The sequence below is a fragment of the Ensifer sp. NPDC090286 genome, assembly GCF_044769565.1.
Classification (GTDB): Bacteria; Pseudomonadota; Alphaproteobacteria; order Rhizobiales; family Rhizobiaceae; genus Ensifer.
The window spans coordinates 116,840-138,349 of sequence record NZ_JBIVYF010000009.1 but is presented as its reverse complement, the minus strand read 5'-3'; the positions used below and the strand labels follow the sequence as shown (position 1 = coordinate 138,349).

20 protein-coding genes and 2 pseudogenes are annotated in these 21,510 nt (G+C 59.5%); 12 read left to right on the top strand and 10 right to left on the bottom strand.

Translation table 11 applies throughout. The annotated features are described in order from the left end of the window. Positions 1-92: 92 nt before the first annotated feature. Both ACIQUG_RS32370 and ACIQUG_RS32365 read left to right on the top strand, forming a co-directional pair. Positions 93-432: pseudogene (locus ACIQUG_RS32370) on the top strand (transposase); the annotation flags it as partial. A 221-nt stretch (positions 433-653) separates the two neighbouring features. Continuing rightward, a complete protein-coding gene (locus ACIQUG_RS32365; RefSeq protein WP_402326390.1) occupies positions 654-1,967 on the top strand; it encodes an ABC transporter ATP-binding protein in 1,314 nt (437 codons plus the stop codon). A 454-nt stretch (positions 1,968-2,421) separates the two neighbouring features. Here the strand turns inward: ACIQUG_RS32365 and ACIQUG_RS32360 are convergent, their stop codons facing one another. Continuing rightward, positions 2,422-3,459, bottom strand: a complete 1,038-nt coding sequence (locus ACIQUG_RS32360) for an IS110 family transposase (protein ID WP_402326388.1) — start codon at positions 3,457-3,459, stop codon at positions 2,422-2,424. A 423-nt stretch (positions 3,460-3,882) separates the two neighbouring features. On the opposite strand from ACIQUG_RS32360, the gene ACIQUG_RS32355 reads away from it, so the two are divergent. Continuing rightward, on the top strand, positions 3,883-4,590 hold the full coding sequence (locus ACIQUG_RS32355) for a glyoxalase superfamily protein (RefSeq protein ID WP_402326387.1): 708 nt from the start codon (positions 3,883-3,885) through the stop codon (positions 4,588-4,590). A gap of 436 nt (positions 4,591-5,026) precedes the next feature. Here the strand turns inward: ACIQUG_RS32355 and ACIQUG_RS32350 are convergent, their stop codons facing one another. After that, positions 5,027-5,449, bottom strand: coding sequence for a hypothetical protein (locus ACIQUG_RS32350; protein ID WP_402326386.1), 423 nt, complete (start codon positions 5,447-5,449; stop codon positions 5,027-5,029). A 284-nt stretch (positions 5,450-5,733) separates the two neighbouring features. On the opposite strand from ACIQUG_RS32350, the gene ACIQUG_RS32345 reads away from it, so the two are divergent. From ACIQUG_RS32345 to ACIQUG_RS32335, 3 genes are all read left to right on the top strand, one after another. Further along, positions 5,734-8,682, top strand: a complete 2,949-nt coding sequence (locus ACIQUG_RS32345; protein WP_402326385.1) for a hypothetical protein — start codon at positions 5,734-5,736, stop codon at positions 8,680-8,682. A gap of 1,018 nt (positions 8,683-9,700) precedes the next feature. Then, positions 9,701-12,355, top strand: coding sequence for a DNA ligase D (gene ligD, locus ACIQUG_RS32340; protein WP_402326444.1), 2,655 nt, complete (start codon positions 9,701-9,703; stop codon positions 12,353-12,355). Next, the gene (locus ACIQUG_RS32335; protein ID WP_402326384.1) at positions 12,352-12,723 is read left to right on the top strand and encodes a DUF4112 domain-containing protein; all 372 of its coding nucleotides are present in this window, start codon (positions 12,352-12,354) and stop codon (positions 12,721-12,723) included. Before ligD (ACIQUG_RS32340) ends, ACIQUG_RS32335 begins: the two co-directional genes overlap by 4 nt. Positions 12,724-12,798: 75 nt before the next feature. Here ACIQUG_RS32335 and ACIQUG_RS32330 read toward each other — a convergent pair whose 3' ends face one another. The 6 genes from ACIQUG_RS32330 to ACIQUG_RS32305 form a co-directional block, all read right to left on the bottom strand. Then, positions 12,799-13,074, bottom strand: coding sequence for a hypothetical protein (locus tag ACIQUG_RS32330; RefSeq protein WP_402326383.1), 276 nt, complete (start codon positions 13,072-13,074; stop codon positions 12,799-12,801). A gap of 10 nt (positions 13,075-13,084) precedes the next feature. Then, the gene (locus ACIQUG_RS32325; protein ID WP_402326382.1) at positions 13,085-13,384 is read right to left on the bottom strand and encodes a DUF982 domain-containing protein; all 300 of its coding nucleotides are present in this window, start codon (positions 13,382-13,384) and stop codon (positions 13,085-13,087) included. 70 nt (positions 13,385-13,454) lie between these two features. Further along, the gene (locus tag ACIQUG_RS32320) at positions 13,455-13,931 is read right to left on the bottom strand and encodes an Hsp20 family protein (protein ID WP_402326381.1); all 477 of its coding nucleotides are present in this window, start codon (positions 13,929-13,931) and stop codon (positions 13,455-13,457) included. A gap of 171 nt (positions 13,932-14,102) precedes the next feature. After that, complete coding sequence (gene ligD, locus ACIQUG_RS32315) at positions 14,103-15,134, bottom strand: non-homologous end-joining DNA ligase (protein WP_402326379.1); 1,032 nt, start codon at positions 15,132-15,134, stop codon at positions 14,103-14,105. Further along, positions 15,131-15,943: a Ku protein gene (locus ACIQUG_RS32310; RefSeq protein ID WP_402326378.1), complete on the bottom strand. Its 813-nt coding sequence runs from the start codon at positions 15,941-15,943 to the stop codon at positions 15,131-15,133. The genes ligD (ACIQUG_RS32315) and ACIQUG_RS32310 overlap by 4 nt, the downstream gene beginning before the upstream one ends. A gap of 12 nt (positions 15,944-15,955) precedes the next feature. Then, complete coding sequence (locus ACIQUG_RS32305) at positions 15,956-16,843, bottom strand: Ku protein (protein WP_402326377.1); 888 nt, start codon at positions 16,841-16,843, stop codon at positions 15,956-15,958. 198 nt (positions 16,844-17,041) lie between these two features. Between ACIQUG_RS32305 and ACIQUG_RS32300 the strand changes: the two genes are divergently transcribed. Genes ACIQUG_RS32300 through ACIQUG_RS32280 form a run of 5 tightly spaced genes read left to right on the top strand, consistent with a single transcriptional unit; the run spans position 17,042 to position 18,817 of the window. Beyond that, positions 17,042-17,218 (top strand): hypothetical protein, encoded by a 177-nt coding sequence (locus tag ACIQUG_RS32300; protein ID WP_402326376.1) that lies wholly within the window; start codon positions 17,042-17,044, stop codon positions 17,216-17,218. An 11-nt stretch (positions 17,219-17,229) separates the two neighbouring features. Continuing rightward, the gene (xth, locus tag ACIQUG_RS32295) at positions 17,230-18,006 is read left to right on the top strand and encodes an exodeoxyribonuclease III (protein ID WP_402326375.1); all 777 of its coding nucleotides are present in this window, start codon (positions 17,230-17,232) and stop codon (positions 18,004-18,006) included. A gap of 44 nt (positions 18,007-18,050) precedes the next feature. Further along, positions 18,051-18,296 (top strand): hypothetical protein, encoded by a 246-nt coding sequence (locus ACIQUG_RS32290; protein ID WP_402326374.1) that lies wholly within the window; start codon positions 18,051-18,053, stop codon positions 18,294-18,296. A gap of 12 nt (positions 18,297-18,308) precedes the next feature. Continuing rightward, a complete protein-coding gene (locus tag ACIQUG_RS32285; RefSeq protein WP_402326373.1) occupies positions 18,309-18,548 on the top strand; it encodes a hypothetical protein in 240 nt (79 codons plus the stop codon). A gap of 5 nt (positions 18,549-18,553) precedes the next feature. Then, entirely contained in the window at positions 18,554-18,817 is a 264-nt protein-coding gene (locus ACIQUG_RS32280) for a hypothetical protein (RefSeq protein ID WP_402326371.1), read from the top strand. A gap of 20 nt (positions 18,818-18,837) precedes the next feature. Here ACIQUG_RS32280 and ACIQUG_RS32275 read toward each other — a convergent pair. Both ACIQUG_RS32275 and ACIQUG_RS32270 read right to left on the bottom strand, forming a co-directional pair. Beyond that, positions 18,838-19,727: pseudogene (locus ACIQUG_RS32275) on the bottom strand (alpha/beta fold hydrolase). A 40-nt stretch (positions 19,728-19,767) separates the two neighbouring features. Further along, positions 19,768-20,661, bottom strand: coding sequence for an SDR family oxidoreductase (locus ACIQUG_RS32270; protein WP_402326369.1), 894 nt, complete (start codon positions 20,659-20,661; stop codon positions 19,768-19,770). A 145-nt stretch (positions 20,662-20,806) separates the two neighbouring features. Here ACIQUG_RS32270 and ACIQUG_RS32265 point away from each other — a divergent pair, with 145 nt between their 5' ends. Beyond that, positions 20,807-21,124: a plasmid stabilization protein gene (locus ACIQUG_RS32265; RefSeq protein WP_402326442.1), complete on the top strand. Its 318-nt coding sequence runs from the start codon at positions 20,807-20,809 to the stop codon at positions 21,122-21,124. Positions 21,125-21,510 lie beyond the last annotated feature (386 nt).

Sequence of the window (21,510 nt, the reverse complement as noted above, 5' to 3'; positions counted from 1 at the left end):
TTCGTTCAGTCAGCTGTTTGGATGGTAATCCCCCGCCGAATAACGGACTTCAAAGTGGAATTTTCTCGGGCTTTATGATCGAGGAGATTTTGATGAGGACGAGCAGATTCAGCAAACCGCAAATCCTTGCAATCCTGCGCCAGGCGGAGGGCGGCGTTGCCGTTCCTGATCTATGCCGGGAGCACGGGATGAGCACGGCGTCTTTTTATAAATGGCGGGCCAAATATGGCGGCATGGACGCGTCGATGATCATCCAGATGAAGGCTCTTGAAGACGAGAACCGCCGGCTGAAGAAGATGTATGCGGAGATGAGTATGCAGGCGGAACTGCTCAAAGAGGCTCTTGGAAAAAGTGACGCGGCCATCTCAACGCCGGGAGATGGCCGGGAAAGCGATGGCGTTGCGCGGGGTGAGCATTGCACTCGCCTGCCGCACCTTAGAGCGCTACGGCGTCGCCATGTGGGAAAAGGATGGCCGCAATCTTCGTCTCAAATCACTGAAGGCAGGCTGGCGCCAGCGATTGTTACGCCGGCTTGCAACCGCTTGATCGTCGAAGACTTTCCGTGCCTACCACGAAACTCTGTTGGCCGAGCCCTCCGCGCGGTAAGCATGTTTAGTCGTACTTGCACCATTTAACTCACTCGCGGTATTTGAATGCCGCCAAGGCGTCCACTTTCTGCTGCCATCATCTGGCCGCTCGTCGGCCTGACGGCGCTCGCGATGATGGCTACGGGGTTTGCAGTGCTGGCGTTCGCGCAACGCATGCTGCTTGCAGGGCTGGAACGACGCGCGAGCAGCCTTGCCGCCACGGCTCTTGCCATGCAGGAGCACGCCGAGGGTGTCGCGGTTTTGCGGATCTTTGGCAGTGGCGGCGACGATTTTGCCGGCGATGTTGCGCGCCTGCGCACCGGCGCCTGGCGGGGGGTCAAACGCGTCACGCCGATTGCGATCCTGTTTCGTACGACGATTGATCTTTCGGCCGCAGCCTCAATTCTCGTTGCCGTTATCGTATTTGCCGACAGCAGTTCCGCGGGCACGGATGCTTTGCGGCTGGCGCTTGCCGCCCTGTTGATTTTCTCGGCCACCGTGCCAGCTCGTAACTTCGCCAGCCTCACGGCTATCCTCCTCCTTGCCCGCCTCAGCCGTCGCAACATCGAAAGCATTCTGCGCGTGTCCCTGCTCCCGCAAAGCGAAACAACTGTTGTTCCCCGTTCCTTTGACCTGTCCTATCGCCAAGTCTGCTTCACCCACAAAGGCAAAACTGAACTCGCGCTGTCAGATATCTCGTTTGACGCAAACCAGGGGCAGATGATTGCGCTGGTTGGCGCCAGTGGCAGCGGCAAGACGACATGTCTCCAGCTGATGATGCGATTTTGGGATCCGGATTCCGGCAACATCCTCATCGGCGGGCACGACGCCGCCGCGATGGACAATGCGGTGCTGGCTGCGACATTCGCCCCGGTCTTCCAGGAAACGTTGCTCTTCGACGATACCATCGGCAACAACATCCGCCTCGGGCGACAAAGTGCTTCGGACGCCGAAGTTGTAGAAGCTGCACGCGCCGCCGCCATTCATCATACGATCATAAAACTGCAGGACGGCTACGACACGAGGGTTGGAGCGCTCGGCAGCCGACTGTCAGGCGGCGAGCGCCAGCGTGTCTGCATCGCACGCGCCATTTTGAGAGATGCACCCATCATCGTTCTGGATGAGGCCACGTCTTCGCTTGATCCGGAAAATGAAGAAGCGATCCAAAAAGCTGTCACTGCTCTTTCGGCTGGCCGTACGCTGTTCGTTATCGCTCACAACCTGCGGTCCGTCGTCGCCGCTGACAAAATTCTCCTGATGAAAGAAGGACACATCGAGGCTGTCGGTACGCACGAAGAGCTCCTGCAGACCTCGTCGACCTACGGGCAGCTTTGGGAACGATCAACGGATGGGCATGGATGGTCGTTGTCTGCTCTTTGAACATGAGCAACGGTTCCTTTGCGAAATTGAGCTCCTCAGTTGACGAAAGTATCACCGAGCTGGCCAGGGAGGAGCGCTTCCTCTCTCTCTCGCGCGCGCGATGGTTTGGTGTGCTTCCGCTACCAACTGCCCCACGGCGACGAATTTTCCGCTGACTGCACCAGACATCCGGACACCGTTCCTAACGATACATTATGCGATCTTCTGTAACGGGCGCCTCGTCAATCCCTTGTGCGCGTAATCCCTCGCCGAGTGCTTGCTTCTGTCCGCAGTCGGAGCTTTTCCGCTGCTCTATGGGGTCTGCTGAGGACCGGTTGGTCAATCTAAAACGGCGCAGTCACCGCGTGCTGCTGATCGCATAACGGCCTAACCCATCCATCGTCCCGGCGAAGGGACCTTGCTGCGGAGGGCTGATGGCTGCCCGTCCGAACGCCTGTCTTGTCGTCTCCTGCGGTCAACGCGGCAGGGCGGACGCTCCCTTATGAGCAATGAAGTTGGTTCTGTCCCTGAGCATGCAATGCAACACCACCGCCAGCTTGCGAGCCAGCGCCACGCGCGCCTTTCTCGGACCGGCACGTTTTGCGACCGCCAGTGCCCAGCCCTTCAGATCGGAACCTTTGACCGGTCGCGTCAGGATGACGTTGGCCGCCTCGTAGAGCACGGTTCGCACGCTGCCATCGCCGATCTTCGAAATGCGGCCGCTATGATCGGTTTCGCCCGATTGATATTTCTTCGGCGTCAATCCGAAGTGTGGCCCGACCGCTCGCGAAGAGCGGAAGCGCTCCGGTGCATCGACGGCCGCCACAAACGTCAGCGCCACGAGGACGCCAACGCCGGGCGTCGTCATCAACCGAAGTGCGTTGTCATCCTGGCGGGCGATGGCACGCAGCTTGCGGTCAAACCCTGCAAATTCGTGCACAAGCGCGTCGCGCACTTTGAGCAATGCCGTAGCGATCACTTCCAAGGTCGAATGGCCGGCAATCAGTTCGCGGATACGGCCCGCGTAGGTGCGCCGCGTCGTCGGCCCGACCTTGAGGCCGAAGCCGCGCAGGATGCCCCGGATGCTCATCTCGATGTCGTGAAGCTTGCCCTTAATGAGCTTGCGGGCAGTGAGCAGCGCACGCACCTCCTGGGCGGCAAGCGATTTGCAGTGGACCGGTCGGAACCAGCCAAGCCGCATCAACTGCGCAATGCCGCGGGCGTCCTTCTTGTCGGTCTTGACCGGCATCGTCTTGAAGGCTGCGCGCACGTGGCGCGTCTCGATCAGCTCGACAGAAAGACCTGCTTTCACCATCCCGGCATGGAGCCACTGCGACAACGGGCCGGCCTCCAGACCAATGCGCTCCATCGCCACACCGTGCGCGCCGAACCAAGCGACCAGCGCATCCGGCTCCCTGAGGATCTTCGCCTCGATGATGATCCGGCCGTCCGCATCCACCACGCACACACTCGAGTATTCCAATGATACGTCGATGCCCGCATACTGCTTCATGGTCGTTTCTCCGTGATGCTATGGAGCAGGCCACTCCTGACTCCGCGACACCATCATTGTGAGGGACGACCACTGGCCCTTCAAACCTGGCGAGCCGGGTTCCGCCCGTTACACCATCTAGAAGCACAGGCCAGGAACAGGGCCAGAGCTTACTTTTTAGCGAAGAGCCAGCCGACACCGAAGGTGTGGCGCCTCTAAACGTAGCCTCGCCACATCTAAAGATTGTGATCAGTCCGAAGATCCGGCCATTGCACCTTGACTGCTTCGGATCGGGTGATAGCTTCGGCGATGGCACGTGCAGCCTGCCGCTCGCTCCGATACTCGGATGGTGAATGCACAACGCGAACGAGGTTTGACCCTCAGGGCGACAAGTCAGCAACGCGAGCACTGACGCACGAATCCGCCCGTATGAAGGATCGAACCATGAATAGCTTTGTCGACGCAAAATCGATCGCAAAGACTCTCCGTGCTGTTATGGCCGAGCGGAAGATATCCCTCTCACATAGCGAATGCCTCGAGGTCATCGCTAAATTGTTTGGCTTGGCAGACTGGAACACGCTTTCAGCTCGAATTGACGCGGCAGCAGCCAAACCGCTGAAGTTACCGAAAGGCTGGATTTCCTGTGGCAGTGCGGATCTTGAGCAATACCGACTCGGAGTAGACCGCGCGAATACAGGTGCACTGATAGAATGCCGCTATCGTCGAGACAGCGGTGTTTTTATGCCTGAGGACAAATTCGCGTGCATGATGCAGAGCATCTCTGCCGGAGAATATCGAGGCAAGAAGCTGCGACTAACCGGCACCATCAAAACGGACGATGTTGACCTTGCCACGATATGGATGCGCGTGAACAACTGCGCGGCGATATTGCGCTTCGACAATATGATGGACCGGTTCCCGGATGGCAAATTAAGGGGCACCCATGGCTGGACTGAGCGCGTCGTCATTCTCGACGTACCCAACGAAGCAACAGATATCCACTATGGCTTTCTGATGCGAGGTTATGGACGCTTGTGGGCGAAGGAGTTTCAGTTGGACGTTGTCGACGACTCGACGCCGGTGACGCAGATTCTCCATGGTCGCAGGAGTGATATTCTGCAAAAGCCGAATAACCTCGCATTCAACGAGTAGGACTGTCCTGCTGAGGGCAGCCTCAAACTGCGCGCGATCTGGGAACAGTTGTGACTTGCACGGCGAAATCGCTGATCTCGCCGTGCAGGGCACGATGCAAGTCCTTCGCCTTGATGGGAAACGAACCCTCGACCTAGAGTTTGCCGCCGCCACCGGTGTCAATCGTTTGACGTTCGTGCCAGTTGGTCCGTTAGATACGAAGTGGGTGGCCACACCGAACGGGGCCTACGCACGAGGATGGAAGCGCGACATCGGAAAGCTCCCGCCGCGCGACCGGAACGCCGACAGTTCGCCCGTAGTCGCCCGAGAGACGGCTTCAATGGCGATCGCGCGCACCGCCTCCTCGGCGAGCACGCGCCACGCCCATTCACAAAGGTCGCACGAAAGTCGGCGGGCGGGTGGCATCGATGACGCACCCAATGTCGCCTACCAAGCCTCAGAAATCGCTGCCCCGGAGCCATCGGCGTGCGCGGACGATCGACTTTACGGCGCGGCGAGTAGCAAGCTCCCCGACCACGGAGATCGAGGCCGAGGCCAGCACGACGTAGACCACGGGTGAGTCCACGATGACGTGCCACGAGTGATCGATCACGTGCATCACCAGACCCAAGTGAAGCCAGCCGATGGTCAAATTGGCAAAATGTAGCGCCGAAAGTAGGAGCGCCAACCGCGAATGATGGATGGCAAGATGCCAAACGAGACCAATCGTGGCTACCGTGAGGAGCGTGGGCTCGAGAAACGGATACTCGCGCAGGAGCTCTTCGATGGCGCCGGCAATCTTTGCGGCGTCGAATGCGCAGTGACTAGCGACGACGTAAGTGCAAAAGCGAGCAGTGGCATGAGCGTTAGCGAAGTTCATCGTTGCCTCCCTGTGGTTAACAAGGAGACTCGCAGATCATGCTGAAGGAGTAAGGCGTTCAGCGTGAATAAGCATTGAAGTTCAAGTGCTTAGTTGCACCAATATTAAACTGTAAATGACTTTTGCTTATCGTTCTAAACAGCGCGAAACGACCATCGCTCCGGTGAACAAGCGTGGAAGTGCTCTTGGATTCTGAAGCTCTACTATCATCCATATCGCGCAACGCCCTTGTAACAAATTTTGACTTCAAATACCCTGCAATTGCAGGGGCTTGGAGGGGAACCGTGGGCGATTTTTCATACGGGAACATGCTCAGGTTTGTTCGAGAGAATTGGCGATTCACCCAGGAGGATCTCGCGACCAGAATGGAGGAGCATGTAGCCGACAAGCGAGGCGTTCGTCGAAAAAACGCCATCCGCACGGCCATATCGCAAATGGAAACGGGAGCGCGCCCTTTCAGGCCCGATCTGAGAAGTGCCGCCGCGCGCGTTCTGGATATTCCCGAGGACTGGTTCCTCTACCCGGCGCCCAGCATGGCTGCGGTAGGGAGAAACCTTACAAAGCTACGCCAACAGCAGAAATCCGGTCGAAAACTCGGTCTGTCGACGATCGCCAAGCAGCTGCCGAAACCCCAGCAACCCAGCTCGCTTCCGATGCCCAACGCGTTCTTTCGCGAACCCGAACGCGAGAATCAGTTGCAGGACGCATTGCGCCTCATGAAAGCCCCTGGACCTGCGCTGATCGTGATTGAGGGGCTTTCGGGCTACGGCAAATCTTCTTTCGCCAGTCTTCTGATCTCCGAGATTGTCCGGACCGATACGCGCATGAGGCTGGTAGCGGCAGTCTCATGTCGCAACAAATCCACCGATCAGATCGAAACAGGCATCAAAGACGCGATCAACCAAATTGACAGCCGGCTGAAGAGCCACAAGCTGGAGGATGTACTTCGGGTGATCCCCACGATCCTGGTTCTCGACGATTTCTACCATCCGCAGTCGCAGTCCGCTCCCACAATGGCTGGCGAGCTTGCAAGTCGGTTGTCTTCCGCATTCGCCCGAGACGGAGGCCTCAAATTGGTTGTAACCGGCGGGGTCGGTTCCGCCCATCGAGAGCCACTCCTGGGCGAGCTCAAGCAGATCGTCGGTGAAAATCGTTCTAGGCGTATCGCGCTCGGTCAGCTCTCTCAATCAGACGTGGCCTGGTTCCTCAATCGCTGCATGAAAGTGGATCTTCTTACGGCTCGGTCTATGGCGCGGATCATTGGTGGGGATCCGATCAAGGTGGCCGGGTTGGTATCTGCGAGCCGTGTGACATCCATGGGCCTGCCGGCATTGCAGGCTATGACTCGGCGGCTCGAGGAGACGGAGGCCGTGGACCTCCATCCCTCCAATCCCAGAATCCGCGAACTCGAAGACCTGGTTTCACAAGTGCGCGCCTTTGGCCCGACGACTTATCTCACGGGCGCGGTCCTGGCACTCAGCGCCAATGGCATGACCATCGAGAATTGCGTTAAACTGGTCCGGAGCCTCGTTATCGACGATCGCCTCAAGATCGCAGGGACGGACGCTACGGATTCGATTGGCGACGTCAGGGCGGTCCTAAACAAGCCTTTGCAACCTTTCATCATTGAGAACGCGTTTGGAATCGAGCTGCACGCTCGGGTGAAGACGGCCCTGGCCCGGTCCGTACCCGAAGTTCTCGGTGAAGACGGAGCCAGAATTCTCCACTGCCGATTGGCCAAGGCGGCCCTTGCAAGACTGCCTGTCACGTTCTCGCGGTCTTATGTGCCATCCACCGCCAACCTGGCAGACTTCCTGGACCTTCTGCAGCATGTGATGGATCTCTACGCGATGGCGCCGAACGTTCCGACTGCTAGGCAAGGGCGCGAACCGCTGCTGCCGAAATCAGAGGGGCCCTTCGATCCTGACGCGTTCATTAAGCTACTCGACGATCCGGTAGCCATCAAATCCCGCCACAGCATCGCCAATGCCGCCTTCGACACGCTGATGCTCAGCCGGGTAGGAAAGGAAGGTGACGAGCGTATGCTCACTCGCCAGTTCGGAGACTTCGAGCAGAAGCTGGCACTGCTCTCCCGGTTCCTGGTGGATCGTGATCTGACCAATCCGGAAAAGCTTCAACCCATCCCCGAACTGCGGTCAGAATTCGCGAGTCATGTGTTGCTTGACGTGGCCGTGTGCGCGAACCAGGCCGGATTGATCGATGTGGCTCATGGAGCAATTCGCCGCCGACAGCACTACCGCAACGCGGAAAGCACAGGGACCATCTTCGACGCGATGCTGGGCATCCTACGTCGCCCCAACAGCCTAGAAGACGGTGATCTGGCACGACTGGCCGGAGCCCTGGAAGGAGATAGCGAACACATAAACGTATACGTCTCAGTGCTTGTTCGCGAAGGCGAGCTGGTCGATGCTCGGACCTTTGTCGATCGCTATGCCGGAAAGGCGACCGACGTGATAGCCGAGTTGGACGCAGTTCGCTCGGTATATGCGGGTCTGTCCGTGCGAGCGCGTCGGCCCATCAACTCGATACTCGTATCCTGCCGGCGGCTCTTGGCCAAGCGGGGCCAGGTTCTGACCTACGCCGGCCACTTGCAATCCGCCCTGATCGAGTTCGAGCGGGCAATCCACGCCGACGAGTATCGACGTGGCGGTACGTCGGATGCAAAGGTAACCCTTTCTGGCGAGACAGGGCGGAGCTTCTGCCTGGCATTGGCCGCCCTCGGCGGAGAAGAAAATCTTGCCACCGCGGCTGCCTGCATCGAGCAGAATATCCAAAAAGCAACTGCGTCGCTGCGCACCTACGACATGCTTGACTGGTTTACGCTGCAGGCGGCGATTTTTCGCTTGCAGGGCAATAGAGAGGCTGCCGCGTCGAGCCTTGCAAATGCTGAGCAAATTCGCCGCGAAGACGGTGTGGCACTTTCTTTCATGTCGCTTGTTACACTCACGATCGAACAGGAGCGTCAAAAATTGCGCAGTCCAAAGGGGCAGTTCACTGCAGCCAAGCTCAAGCCCATACATGAAGTCGCGGTTTCCTCCCGCCATAAACTGCTCGCCTGCGACGCCGCATTGCTGCTGGCCGAAGCGAGCACCGGCCGAGAACGCACAAACTACATGCGAAGCGCACGCTCCATGATCCGGGATGGATATGGCTTCAGGATTCCGGATGCCGATGCCCTCGACATGGGTCAGAGTTGCGCGCACCTCATCTAGGGTGAGTAAGAGACGCCCCCAAGTGCCTCCGATGTTTCGACGGCAACCATCAGATCCGTTGGACATAATAGGCCGGTTTTTCGACCGATTGGTCAGCCGCCACGCGCAAAGTTCCCCTCGATACATTATGCGATCCTTTTGGCCCAGAACGTGAACATCCTGGCAACAAGTCGTCCAACGCGCTCGTGAAGAACGGCTCCCTTCAATCACTGTGCACTTTGGCTACGGACACGATTTGGTAGCTCGACGCGGGCAATCAATTCGTTACGCTGGGGCGGCGGGTTTGCGCCCGCATGTCGGTCATACAGCCGGCGCACCTCGTCCGCCAGAAGCGGACATCTGGCGCTACTAGCGCTGTGGCTACGCCACAGCGGCGGTCAATCATTGCCATAGTCTGGCTCGTCATATGCATGTACGTCGATGTCGAAATACTCTGTCGGATCGCTTTCTAACGTTCCGATGTCCTGGTCCGCCAACTCGACAACGGCAAGCTCGGCCGTTCGACGTCGCCGTCAAACAGGCGCTCCCAGCTCTTGTCGATGCGGACCTCCTTCCGGCAGATGCCGCCAAAATCATTCCTGCCCTCGATCGTGATCGTCCATTGCACGGCCATCGCTTTCGCTCCGAACAAAGCGGCGATGATGGACTGTTCGGGCCTAACAACCCGTATTCGACCCCAGAGAAGTTACCGGTCTCAAAAAAACCGAACAGCAACTGGGAGGAGAAGTGTTGCCGTTCCCGTAAACGCCCTTGGGAGGAGGAAGTGGGGGTCATTCAGAGCCGATGGCGCTCGTGCAACTCCCTGTCCAAATCCATGGAACAAAACGATTATCTCCTGCTTTTTGCTTGTTGAGGTCGCGTGCCGTGTCAACCGGACGTGACAGGGATGACGAACGCGATGGTTTTTCCGGTTTCTCATCGCGGCCAACGAAACGGCAGTCGAGCGTCCAACCTGTCCGGCCCGCGCCTCATCCCGTCTTCATCCGAGGCGGGAGGCGGATGTGTACCGGGGACTGCCATGGCCAGCGACAAGCTCTCGACCTACAAGCAGAAGCGCGATTTTCAGAAAACGCAGGAGCCGAGCGGCTCAGCGAAACTGAAGACATCGAACCGCAGGCGCTTCGTCATCCAGAAACACGACGCGACGCGGCTGCATTACGACCTGCGGCTCGAACTCGACGGGGTGTTCAAGTCCTGGGCGGTGACCAAAGGGCCTTCTCTGGATCCGCACGACAAGCGCCTGGCTGTCGAGGTCGAGGATCATCCGTTGGACTACGGCGACTTCGAAGGGACCATACCGAAAGGCCAGTATGGCGGTGGCACCGTGATGCTGTGGGATCGCGGCTACTGGGAGCCGGAAGGCAATAAGACGCCCGAACAGGCGCTCGCGAAGGGTGATTTCAAGTTTACGCTGGAAGGTGAGCGGCTGCATGGCAGTTTCGTGCTGGTGCGGATGCGCAACGATCGCGACGGGGGCAAGCGCACAAATTGGCTGCTGATCAAGCATCAAGACGACTACTCAGTCGAAGAGAATGGCGCTGCCATCCTTGAGGACAATGCAACCTCCGTTGCATCCGGCCGAACCATGGAGGCGATCGCCGCCGGCAAGGGCAGGAAGCCAAAACCGTTCATGGTGCAGAGCGGCGACGTCCAGGCGGATGCCGTCTGGGACAGCAATCATGGACTGGCGGCGGAGGAACGTGCCGCGGGCACGAAGACAAAGCGAAAACCAGCACCGAAAAAACCGGCAAAGTCCGCGATGCCGCAGTTCATTTCGCCGCAGCTTTGCGAAACGCTCGAACGCCCGCCCTCGGCCGCGGGCTGGATCCACGAGATCAAGTTCGACGGCTACCGCATCCAGACGCGCATCGAAAACGGCGAGGTGACGCTAAAGACCCGCAAGGGCCTGGACTGGACGGCAAAATATCCGGCTATTGCGACATCGGCCGAAAGCTTGCCTAATGCCATCATCGACGGAGAGATCTGCGCGCTCGACGAAAACGGGGCGCCGGATTTCGCAGCACTTCAGGCGGCGCTATCGGAAGGCAAGACCGACGCATTGGTCTACTTTGCCTTCGACCTATTGTTCGAGGGCGATAAGGACCTGTGCCAACTGCCGCTGACCGAGCGGAAGGAACGGCTGCAGACATTGTTGAGCGACGCCGGCGAGGATCCACGTCTGCGGTTCGTCGAGCATTTCGAAACGGGTGGCGACGCCGTCCTCAGGTCGGCCTGCAAGTTGTCGCTGGAAGGCATTGTCTCGAAGCAGGCGGATGCACCCTATCAATCGGGCCGCACCGAGACCTGGGCGAAGTCCAAGTGCCGCGCTGGCCATGAAGTCGTGATCGGCGCCTATGCCAAGACCAACGGCAAGTTCCGTTCCCTGTTGGTCGGCGTCTTCAGGGGTGATCACTTCGTCTATGTCGGCCGGGTCGGGACCGGCTACGGTGCCAAAACGGTTGATATGCTCTTGCCGAGGCTCCAGGAATTGAAAACCTTAAAGTCGCCCTTTACCGGGATCGGCGCGCCCAAGAAGGATCCCGACGTCGTCTGGCTGAAGCCCGAGCTGGTCGCCGAGATCCAGTTCGCCGGCTGGACGGCGGACGGACTGGTGCGTCAGGCGGCGTTCAAGGGCTTGCGCGAAGACAAGCCCGCAGCCGAAGTCGAGGCAGAAAAACCGGCATCGCCGGCAAAGACCGACACACCGACGCCGGCCGTGACAAAGCCATCAAGGCCGGCACGCGGCAAGAACGCCAAGGCCGAGGTGATGGGCGTGATGATCTCCAGCCCGGACAAGCCGCTCTGGCCGGATGCCGGTGACGGAGAGCCGGTGACCAAGGAGGATCTGGCGCGTTATCATGAAGCCGTTGGTCCATGGCTGATCGACCATATCAAGGGGCGGCCATGCTCGATCATCCGAACGCCGGATGGCATCGGCGGTGAACAGTTCTTCCAGCGGCATGCAATGCCGGGAACCTCGAACCTGCTCGAACTGGTCAAGGTGTTCGGCGACAAGAAACCCTATCTGCAGGTCGATCGGGTCGAGGGCCTTGCCGCCATTGCGCAGATCGGCGGCGTCGAATTACACCCCTGGAATTGCGAACCGGGCCAGCCGGAGGTGCCGGGCCGTCTCGTCTTCGACCTCGACCCGGGTCCGGACGTCCCCTTCTCCGCCGTGGTCGAAGCGGCACGCGAGATGCGCGACCGGCTTGAAGAACTCGGCCTCGTCAGCTTCTGCAAGTCCACCGGCGGAAAAGGCTTGCATGTCGTCACACCGCTGGCGGCGGCGAAGGGTAAGAAACTGGCTTGGCCGGAGGCAAAGGGTTTTGCGCACGATGTCTGCCTGCAGATGGCGCGCGAGAACCCAGAACTTTATCTGACCAAGATGGCCAAGAACCAGCGCAACGGCCGAATCTTCCTTGACTACCTGCGCAATGACCGAATGACGACGGCGGTCGCACCGCTATCCCCGCGTGCCCGTCCCGGCGCCACGGTCTCGATGCCACTCACCTGGAGCCAGGTGAAAACCGATCTCGATCCGAAACGTTTCACCATCCGCACCGTGCCGGCGCTGCTGGCGAAGACGAGCGCCTGGCAGGACTACTGCGACGGGCAAAGGTCTCTGGAGCAGGCGATCAAGAGGCTGGGCAAGATGATGAAAGCGGCGGCATGACATACGAGCGAACGCACAGTGATTACACGGATTTCCGCAACCTGGACCGTCTGGTACGCCTGCGTCGCATGCGTGGATTGGCGCGGCTCATGGACACGGCGCTGCGCATTCCCGGAACACGCTTTTCGTTCGGCGCGGATTCAGTGATCGGGTTGGTTCCGGGTGTCGGTGACTTCGCCCTCGCGGCGATCAGTCTTTACATCGTCAACGAGGCGCGCCGGCTTGGCGTGCCGAACTACAAGCTTCTTAAGATGCTGGGCAATATCGGCTTCGATGCGGCGGCCGGGAGCGTCCCATTGGTCGGGGACCTGTTCGACGTCTACTTCAAGTCCAACCGCCGGAATCTAGAGCTTGTGCTCGATCATTAGGATCTCGAGCATTCCGATCTTGATCGCTACCGGCCGACGCGGGAATGAACCGGCCCGTTCGGCCGGTACGCGCAATCAATATCCGTAACGCCGATCGAGTTCTTTGAGAGCAGCCTGAACCTCATCGATGGAAATCGGCTCTGGTGTCCCAGGCATATGGCGGAACGCCGGCTTCGAGTCGACCGCGTAGAAGTCCGAGGCCCATGATGCCAAGATGGTCCGTTTGTCGTCTGTAGAGAGTGCGGTCGCTTTGACCATATCGATCGGCCGCTTAATCTCCATGCCCTGAAGCAGGATCGTCGGACCCATCGCAGTGGCACTGCTTGCGGCCTGCTGCAAAACCTCGTGCATGTCAGCCTCCTCAGCGAACGTGCGGATCTTTGTCACGCCGGCGACGGGAGGCGGCGATCACCTTGGTTTCCGGCGCAAGTAGATCGTGCTTCTCAGCGAAGGCGGCAAACAGGCCGCGTGCGGTCTCGGCTTCGATCTCGCCGCGCAGTGCCGCGTTACACGCTTTCAGGGCGATCGAGTGTGCCGTGTCGCGCAACGATGCTGGCCATTCGGCAAGATGCCGGTAGGCGTCCATGACGGTACGGACCTCAGCCGGGAAGCCAAGCCCGACGAGGATGGTAACAGGTTGTCTGAACATATCGGGTTTCATAACGCTCTCCTTCCCAACCCGGAATGTTGACGGGCGCCGTCACGACGGCGCCCGTTCTTTAGGGTTTCGATCAGGCAGCCTTCTGCGCTTCAATCTGCGCCGGGGCGACCTTTTGTGTAAGAGCCTGGTTGGTCTGGATTTCGATCTTCCGCGGCTTCAGGGCCTCGGGGATCTCACGGACAAGATCGATGGACAGAAGACCATTGCTCAGATCGGCGCCGTTCACCCGCACATGGTCGGCGAGCTCGAAGCGGTGCTCGAAGGGACGGCCGGCAATGCCGCGATGCAGATAGCCGTCATTGGCGGTCTCCTGCTTCTTGCCGGTGACGGTCAAAAGGTTGGACTGGAAGGTAATGTCGAGATCGCCCTGGGCAAAGCCCGCGACTGCGATCGAGATGCGGTAGCTGTCGTCCCCGGTCTTGACGATGTCATAGGGCGGCCAGTCGCTGATCGAACGGGCGCGCTGGGCATTTTCGAGAAGATTGAAGACTCGGTCGAAGCCAACGCTCGAACGGAAGAGGGGTGCATAGTCGTAAGATGTTGCCATAGCCATATCCTCCTTGAAGCAACATGGTACGGAAGCGGCGCAAGACGGCGCTCCCAGCAAGTCCAGCCCTGTCTTCAGCAGCTGGCGGCAATCGATTTGGTTTCTGGCATATTCTGATTCAAGAGTGTCAGCGGAAAAAAATTGGAAGTCGCGACGGCGGCCTACATCAGGTCAGTCGAGCGCGTAAACCGCAGCATTATCCTGGATTTCCCGAAGGCCTTTGTAAGATGCGTGCCGCAGATTGCCGTCGTCGGTCCAGCCGCGAAACTCGATCTCGGCGATCAGCGTCGGTTGCGCGAAGATATAGTTCTTACCCTTCAGCGGCACGACCGGCGTCCTGGTCTTCAGTTTGTCGAGTGTCTTCTTCAGATACGCCGCATCTTTTTCCTTGAAGCCCGTTCCGACAGCGCCAACATAGACCCAATCGTGGTCGCGGCGGGCTGCCAGCAGCAGGCTACCGATCCCGCCGCGGGCAACCGCCGACTGCTCGTAGCCGACGATCATGAAACTCTCGCTTTGAATGCATTTGATCTTCAGCCAGTCGCCTGTCCTGCCTGAGCGGTATGGACGCTCCCGGTGCTTGGCGATAATGCCCTCCAGTCCAAGCGACCGGGCGTTTTCCAGAAGTTCGCCGCCGTCACCCTGTATCTCCTCGGATAACTGTATCGCACCGACCGCGCCCTCGAGCAGATCCTCAAGCAGATGGCGACGGACTGATAGCTCGGCCCGGGTCAGATCGTGGCCATCGAAATAAAGAAGATCGAAGGCGAACAAGACGGCTTCCGTCGACGCACGCTTGCCGCCGCGCCCGCCGAGCGAACGCTGCAAGGCTCCAAAGTCCGAGCGTCCTTCGCTGTTCAGCACCACGGCCTCACCGTCGAGGATGGCTCTCGAAACGCCCAGGTTTCCGGCGGCCTCGGCAATCGTCGGGAAGCGATGCGTCCAGTCATGGCCTCCGCGGGTGATGATCCGCACACCCTTCGGCTCGATGTGGATCACCAGGCGGTATCCGTCCCATTTGATCTCGTAGGCCCAATCGCGGCCGGTCGGCGGCATAGCCCTCAGGAGCGCCAGGCACGGCTCGACGCGCTCAGGCATGGGATCGAATGGTAGATTGGGCTGCGCCGGGTCGCGCTTCCGGCGCGGCTGCGATTTCGCGGTGAAGCTATCGTCCTGGAGAAGCGGCTTTGCAGGGCGTCTCATTTGCCGGACCGGCTTTCGGCCGCCACCGACTTCTTCAAAGCATCCATGATGTTGATGACGTTATTGGGTGCAGCTTTCCCCGGTGCTGGCGGCTTGGCCTTAGCCGGCTTCTTCATCGCTTTCTTCTTGGTGGCGATGATATCGAGCAACCGATCCTGGACCGGGTCGATGACCATCTTCGGGTTCCAGTGCTGCGTCTGCTTCTTGATGAGTTGCTGTACCAGGGGCATCATTTCGCTGTCCGCCGTCTCGTCGTCGTCGATCCCTGCGAAATAGATATCCTCGTCACGAACTTCATCCCCGTAGCGCAAGGTCCAGAGCACGATACCCTTGCCGCGTGGCTCGAGCATGACGGCGCGTTCCCGGCCCGAGATCACCAGCCGCGAGATACCGACCATGTCCTGGGCTTCCATCGCGTCGCGGATCACCGAGAACGCTTCCTGCCCGACTGGATCGTTGGGCGACAGATAATAGGGCGTGTCGAGCCAGATCCATTCGACGCTGTCGCGTGGCGTGAAAGTCGAGATGTCGATCGTCTTGGTGCTGTCGAGCGCGACGCTCTCCAGCTCTTCGTCCTCCAGCATGATGTAGTCGTTTTCGCCGCGCTGGTACCCCTTCACCTCGTCTTCATCCTTCACTTCCTTGCCGGTGACGGAATCCACGTAGTGGCTGACGACGCGGTTTTGGGTTTCGCGGTTGAGCGTGTGAAAGCGAACCTTTTCGTTCTCGGAGGTCGCTGGCATCATCTCCACGGGGCAGGTGACCAGCGATAGCTTGAGATAGCCTTTCCAGTAGGGACGGACAGCCATGGTATTCTCCAATCAACCGGCGCGGCGGGTCTGCGATGCCGCAGACTTTGATTTGGCGGTTGCGAGCTTTGCGGCTTTCTGGCGCGACGTGCCCTTGTTGGCGTTGGCGGCCGTGGTCTTTTTCCCACCTATGCCGGCGCTCTGGCGTAGCGCCTGAAGCAGATCGCTTTGCTTGGACACGGCCGGCGCCTTCTTCTTCGGGAGCGCCCTGCCCTCGATCTTGGCCTTGACCAATTCTGCTACGGCCGCTTCATAACGATCGTCGAAGGCACTGGCGTCGAAGCTGCCTTTCTTGGTGCCGAGGATATGCTCGGCCAACTCCAACATCTCGCCTTCGATCTTGAGGACGGGCAGTTCTTCGAACGCCTCCTCGGAAGAGCGCACCTCGTAATCGAAATTCAGGGTCGTGGCGATCATCCCTTTGCCGTGTGGCCGGATGAGAAGTGTACGCACACGGCGGAACAGGACTGTGCGGGCGATCGCAGCAACTTTGGCTTTTTTCATGCCGTCGCGCAAAAGCACAAAGGCATCCGTGCCCATCTTGTCAGGCGCCAGATAGTACGGCTTGTCGAAATAGACATCGTCGATCTCGTTGCAGGGAATGAAGGCGTCGATCTTGAGTGTCTTGTCGCTGTCGGGGACAGCCGCCGCCACCTCATCCGGTTCGAGGATGACATACTGGCCATTCTCGATCTCGTAGCCTTTGACCTGTTCGTCCCGCTCGACCGGATCGCCGGTCTCGCTGTCAACGAACTCCCGCTTCACCCGATTGCCGGTCTTGCGGTTCAGTGTGTTGAAAGCGATGCGTTCCGAGGAGGATGCCGCGGTGTAGAGCGCTACCGGACAAGCGACCTCTCCAAACTTGACGAAGCCTTTCCAATTGGCTCTTGGGGCAACCATGACGCAGAACTCCTGACACAACCGATGCGATTCAAGCGAATCAGCGAGCAATTGTTCCGAGTCGAAACGAATCTTTTTTCAACGGCTTAGGCCAACAACGCCGCTCGTTTTGCGAGTCTGCATTAGGCTCTTGATTCCGGTGCATCTTTTCCCGGCCACGCGCGTTTTCCCCGACAGCAACCATGAAGGAGTCCTGCCATGAGCAAGCGCGAACTGATCGATACCGGAACCGACAAGCGTTATGTCCGCCGGGACAAGGAAGGCAAATTCGACGAAAGCGTCGACGTCTCTCGGTCGCTGTCAGCGGACGCCCGCCACGGCGCCAAGCATGATGCGAAGCCGGGCCAGGGAGACAAGGGCGATCGCAAGCACTGACGGAAACGCCGGTGAAGCTCGCCACCTATAACGTCAACGGCATCAACGGCCGGCTTGAGGTGCTGCTACGTTGGCTCGACGAGGCGAAACCTGACGTCGTGTGCCTTCAGGAGCTGAAGGCGCCGGACGAGAAGTTTCCGCGCCGCGAGCTCGAGCGCGCAGGCTACGGCGCCATCTGGCACGGCCAGAAAGCCTGGAATGGCGTCGCGATCCTTGGCCGCGATCAGGAGCCGCGCGAGACACGGCGCGGACTGCCGGGCGATCGCGACGATAGCCACAGCCGTTACATCGAGGCTGCCATCGATGGCATCATCATAGGCTGCCTGTATCTTCCGAACGGCAATCCAGCACCAGGGCCGAAGTTCGACTATAAACTTCGGTGGTTCGAGCGCCTGCATTCCTATGCGGCGGAACTGTTTGAACTCGATGTGCCCGTAGCTCTGGTCGGCGACTTCAACGTGATGCCGACGGATCTCGACGTCTACAAGCCGGAGCGCTGGCGAGACGATGCGCTGTTTCGGCCTGAAGTCCGGGCCGCCTATGCCGAGCTCGTTGCCATGGGCTGGACGGACGCGATTCGCCTGCTGCACCCCGAGGAGCGGATCTATACCTTCTGGAAGTACTTCCGCAACGCCTTCGCCCGCGATGCCGGACTTCGGATCGACCATTTCCTGCTCAGTCCGTTACTCAGGGAACGACTGCAAGCCTGCGGCGTCGACAAGTTTGCGCGGGCCTGGGAGCACACGAGCGATCACGCGCCGGTCTGGATCGAACTAGATGACGACTAGGCCGTTATCGCCAAACCGATCGATGACAGAGGAGCCGACAGACAATGGCAGAGGGACAAGAATTTGATGCCGCGGGGTTCGAAGACCAACTTTCCGCGATGACCGACGAAGAACTGTTTGCCCTGATGCAGAAGCTGGAAGACGAAAGCGAAGATATCCCCGTGGAAGACCGCGACACCAGCGAGGTCTTTGCCAGGATCGCCATGGTCGAAACCGTGATCGAAGATCGATTTCCCGGACAGCTGTTGGCGCCATACAAGGACTGGCAGCAGCGGAGGCTAGATATTTGAGGAGCGACGATCGTGACAGAAAAATCTGACAATGCCGAACGGCTATTCCAGCATCTCGATGACCTTGTCGCCGAGATCATCGACCGGTTTGCGAATGAGGGCCATGGAACGGTCACGGTGATCGAAACGCTTCAAGACGTCATTGCGAAACGTCGCCTGGCTTACGACCGTGACCCCGATCCAGCCGAAGACGTTGAGGAGCCATCGAACGATTGGCCCGCCGCTACCGCGGCGACAGAGGGGAAGGGGTAACGCTTATGCTGCCCTCCCTCGAGCACCCCGGCCCAGCCGAGACGGCCAAGAGCCTTACCCGGAGCCAACGGGAGGCGCTACGCGCGATCGCGTTTTTTCGACGCCAGCGCAAGGCGGGCAAAGGGTGGCTGGTTGGCGACAAGCGTCTGTCCGAAAAGCTGGTCGAGCGCCTGGAAATGATGGAGCTGGTGGAAGAGAGCTTCATCAGGGGGGAGCCGACACTTCAGTTGACCATCCTCGGGCGCGCTATCGAGGCAAAACTGCAATAGTCGTGTCACGGACACGGGAGCTATCTCTCCGGGCGCAACTCTCGGACTGCGTCCGCAAATTTCGTCGGTGCTTCCTGCGGAACGTTGTGGCCAACGCCGGCAAGAATGTGGCGGCTATAGGCTCCCTTGAAGTGAACAGCATCTTTGTCCTCCATTGAAGGAGGATCTACACCATCGTCGGCGCCGAGCAGGACTATGGTGGGGACCGTAATGTCAGGCTGCTCTGCCAGCCGGGCTTCGACGTCGGCGTAGTTCGGATCGCCGGGCACGACGCCGTACCGATGGCGATAGGAATGAATGACGACGTCCACGAAATCCGTATTGTCGAACCATGCGGCGCTGCGTTCGAACGTGGCGTCAGCGAACGCCCAGGACGGCGACCATGTCTGCCAGAGAAACCTGCAGATCTCATCTCGCTGCTGCTCAAGTCCCCTCCGACCCCGCTCGGTGTGGAAATAATACTGATACCAGTCCCGCGCCTCCTGGTCCGGAGTACCAGGGTTGGCGGCGCCGACGATATCCTGGACGTTGTAACCGCCCCCGCGCTCACCAGCCCAATCACCCGTTCAGGCCACAAGGCGGCGACGATTAAGGCGGCCCGGCCACCCCAGTCGTAACCGCCGAGTTTGGCTTGTTCGATGCCGAGAGAATCCATCATCGCCAGGAGGTCCGCGCCTAATGCCGCCTGCTCACGAGAGCGTGGCGTCGCCGGCGACTGGAAGCGGGTCGCGCCGTAGCCGCGAAGGAAGGGTACTATGCAGCGGTGCCCCGAGGCGGCAAGGTTGCTTGCCACCTCGTCATAGGCATGAGCATCATAAGGGAAACCGTGAAGCAGGATCGTCGGCGTGCCATCCTCGGGCCCCAGCTCGATGTAGGCAATATCGAGCACACCAGCGCGGACCTGCTTCAAATCCTGATCCTGAACCATGCTTCGCCTTTGGCCCGATTGCTCATGCGACGCCTTTGCCGCCGGTCACGCCGTAGACCTCGCCGTTGATGAAACTGGCTTCCTGCGAGGCGAGGAGCACGAAGACAGGAGCAAGTTCGACCGGCTGGCCGGGCCGACCGAAATCGCTGTCCTTGCCGAAGTTCTTGACCTTCTCATCTGGCTGCCCCCCGCTTGGCTGAAGCACCGTCCAGACCGGGCCGGGTGCAACGACGTTGGCGCGGATGCCGCGCTCGATCAACTGCTTGGCGAGCGCCTTGGTATAGGCGACAATGCCCGCCTTCGTCGTCGCGTAATCGAGCAGGATCGGCGAAGGCTGATAAGCCTGGATCGAGGCGGTCGTAATCACTGCAGATCCAACCGGCATGTGCGGCACGGCAGCCTGGGCAATCCAATGCAGCGCGTAAAGGTTGGTCTTCATGGTCTTGTCGAAATCGTCCGTCGACAGCTCCTCGATCTTTTCGCGGTACTGCTGGCGTCCGGCATTGATAACCAGTATGTCGAGGCCGCCAAGACTAGAGACGGCCTTTTCGACCAGCTCGCGACACCACGTCTCTTCCTTGATGTCGCCCGGCAGCGCGACCGCCTTTCGGCCCTCCGCCTCGATCAGCCGGATCACCTCCTTCGCGTCCGCTTCCTCTTCCGGAAGATATGATATCGCGACGTCAGCACCCTCGCGGGCAAATGCGATCGCGGCGGCGCGCCCGATTCCGGAATCGCCGCCCGTCACGAGGGCTTTGCGGCCAGTGAGCCTTTCGGACCCGCGATAGCTTTCTTCACCATGGTCGGGTGCGGGGTCCATCTTGCGGGCAAGCCCAGGAGCAGCTTGTGGCTGGTCGGGAAAGGGCGGCGCAGGATAGAGGTTGCGGGGGTCGTTCAGAGAAGCTTTGTTGTTCATCGTCTCACCAAGACTATGTTTGTCGATGATTGGATCGTCGCAATTTGCGAACGCAGCCTGGCGATGTTTGTTCCGGGACCGTGGCGCTGGGGAACTGTCTGCGGAAGGGTTCGTTCGTTTTTATCATCAACCCGGAGGAAGCATCATGCCCCAAGGTGACAAATCGAAATACACGGACAAGCAGGACCGTAAGGCAGACCATATCGCGGAAAGCTATGAGGACCGCGGCGTTTCGGGAAAAGAAGCCGAACGGCGCGCCTGGGCGACCGTCAACAAGGACGACGGCGGCGGCAAGAAGGCCGGCGGCTCTGGTCGAGGAAAGCGTACCGGTCATCCCGCAGCCCACAAAGGTGGCGAGAACGGTGGAAAGGCCGCTGCATCACGATCTGCCGCCGATCGCTCGGCGTCGGCGAAGAAGGCTGCAGTAACCCGGAAACGCAATGCAGAACACGCGCATCATTAGCAGCTGCGCTGACTGCGGGCCGACCTGGTACCTGTCGATCAGGCGATTTCGCGGAAGGTGATCGAATAACGAAGCTGATCGACAGGCGGGATGGAATGCTCCCCGCACTGTACGTCGTTCTCGTCCATGGTTCTCCTACCCGTACCGCCCATATTCCCCTTCCGACTTTTAATCGCTCTCGATGGCAAGACAACTTAAAAGCGCTGCGAGGCCTCAGAGCCTGGAGTTAGATCTGGATCGCCGGTTTGCTCATGGGGACCAGGCCGAAGCAGCGCGCAATTCGGCTCGCACTGATCACGAACGCTCCGTGCTCCAGGTGTTAGCGCGTCCTGCCTGTGTGCTCTCGCCGTTGGACGCCTTGAAGAGAATAGAACCGGGGACCAATC

Bases quoted from the DNA above. Each gene is read 5' to 3' on its own strand.
- ACIQUG_RS32365 (WP_402326390.1), top strand. From the start codon at position 654: ATGCCGCCAAGGCGTCCACTTTCTGCTGCCATCATCTGGCCGCTCGTC.
- ACIQUG_RS32360 (WP_402326388.1), bottom strand. From the start codon at position 3,459: ATGAAGCAGTATGCGGGCATCGACGTATCATTGGAATACTCGAGTGTG.
- ACIQUG_RS32355 (WP_402326387.1), top strand. From the start codon at position 3,883: ATGAATAGCTTTGTCGACGCAAAATCGATCGCAAAGACTCTCCGTGCT.
- ACIQUG_RS32350 (WP_402326386.1), bottom strand. From the start codon at position 5,449: ATGAACTTCGCTAACGCTCATGCCACTGCTCGCTTTTGCACTTACGTC.
- ligD (WP_402326444.1), top strand. From the start codon at position 9,701: ATGGCCAGCGACAAGCTCTCGACCTACAAGCAGAAGCGCGATTTTCAG.
- ACIQUG_RS32335 (WP_402326384.1), top strand. From the start codon at position 12,352: ATGACATACGAGCGAACGCACAGTGATTACACGGATTTCCGCAACCTG.
- ACIQUG_RS32330 (WP_402326383.1), bottom strand. From the start codon at position 13,074: ATGCACGAGGTTTTGCAGCAGGCCGCAAGCAGTGCCACTGCGATGGGT.
- ACIQUG_RS32325 (WP_402326382.1), bottom strand. From the start codon at position 13,384: ATGAAACCCGATATGTTCAGACAACCTGTTACCATCCTCGTCGGGCTT.
- ACIQUG_RS32320 (WP_402326381.1), bottom strand. From the start codon at position 13,931: ATGGCAACATCTTACGACTATGCACCCCTCTTCCGTTCGAGCGTTGGC.
- ligD (WP_402326379.1), bottom strand. From the start codon at position 15,134: ATGAGACGCCCTGCAAAGCCGCTTCTCCAGGACGATAGCTTCACCGCG.
- ACIQUG_RS32310 (WP_402326378.1), bottom strand. From the start codon at position 15,943: ATGGCTGTCCGTCCCTACTGGAAAGGCTATCTCAAGCTATCGCTGGTC.
- ACIQUG_RS32305 (WP_402326377.1), bottom strand. From the start codon at position 16,843: ATGGTTGCCCCAAGAGCCAATTGGAAAGGCTTCGTCAAGTTTGGAGAG.
- ACIQUG_RS32300 (WP_402326376.1), top strand. From the start codon at position 17,042: ATGAGCAAGCGCGAACTGATCGATACCGGAACCGACAAGCGTTATGTC.
- ACIQUG_RS32290 (WP_402326374.1), top strand. From the start codon at position 18,051: ATGGCAGAGGGACAAGAATTTGATGCCGCGGGGTTCGAAGACCAACTT.
- ACIQUG_RS32280 (WP_402326371.1), top strand. From the start codon at position 18,554: ATGCTGCCCTCCCTCGAGCACCCCGGCCCAGCCGAGACGGCCAAGAGC.
- ACIQUG_RS32270 (WP_402326369.1), bottom strand. From the start codon at position 20,661: ATGAACAACAAAGCTTCTCTGAACGACCCCCGCAACCTCTATCCTGCG.
- ACIQUG_RS32265 (WP_402326442.1), top strand. From the start codon at position 20,807: ATGCCCCAAGGTGACAAATCGAAATACACGGACAAGCAGGACCGTAAG.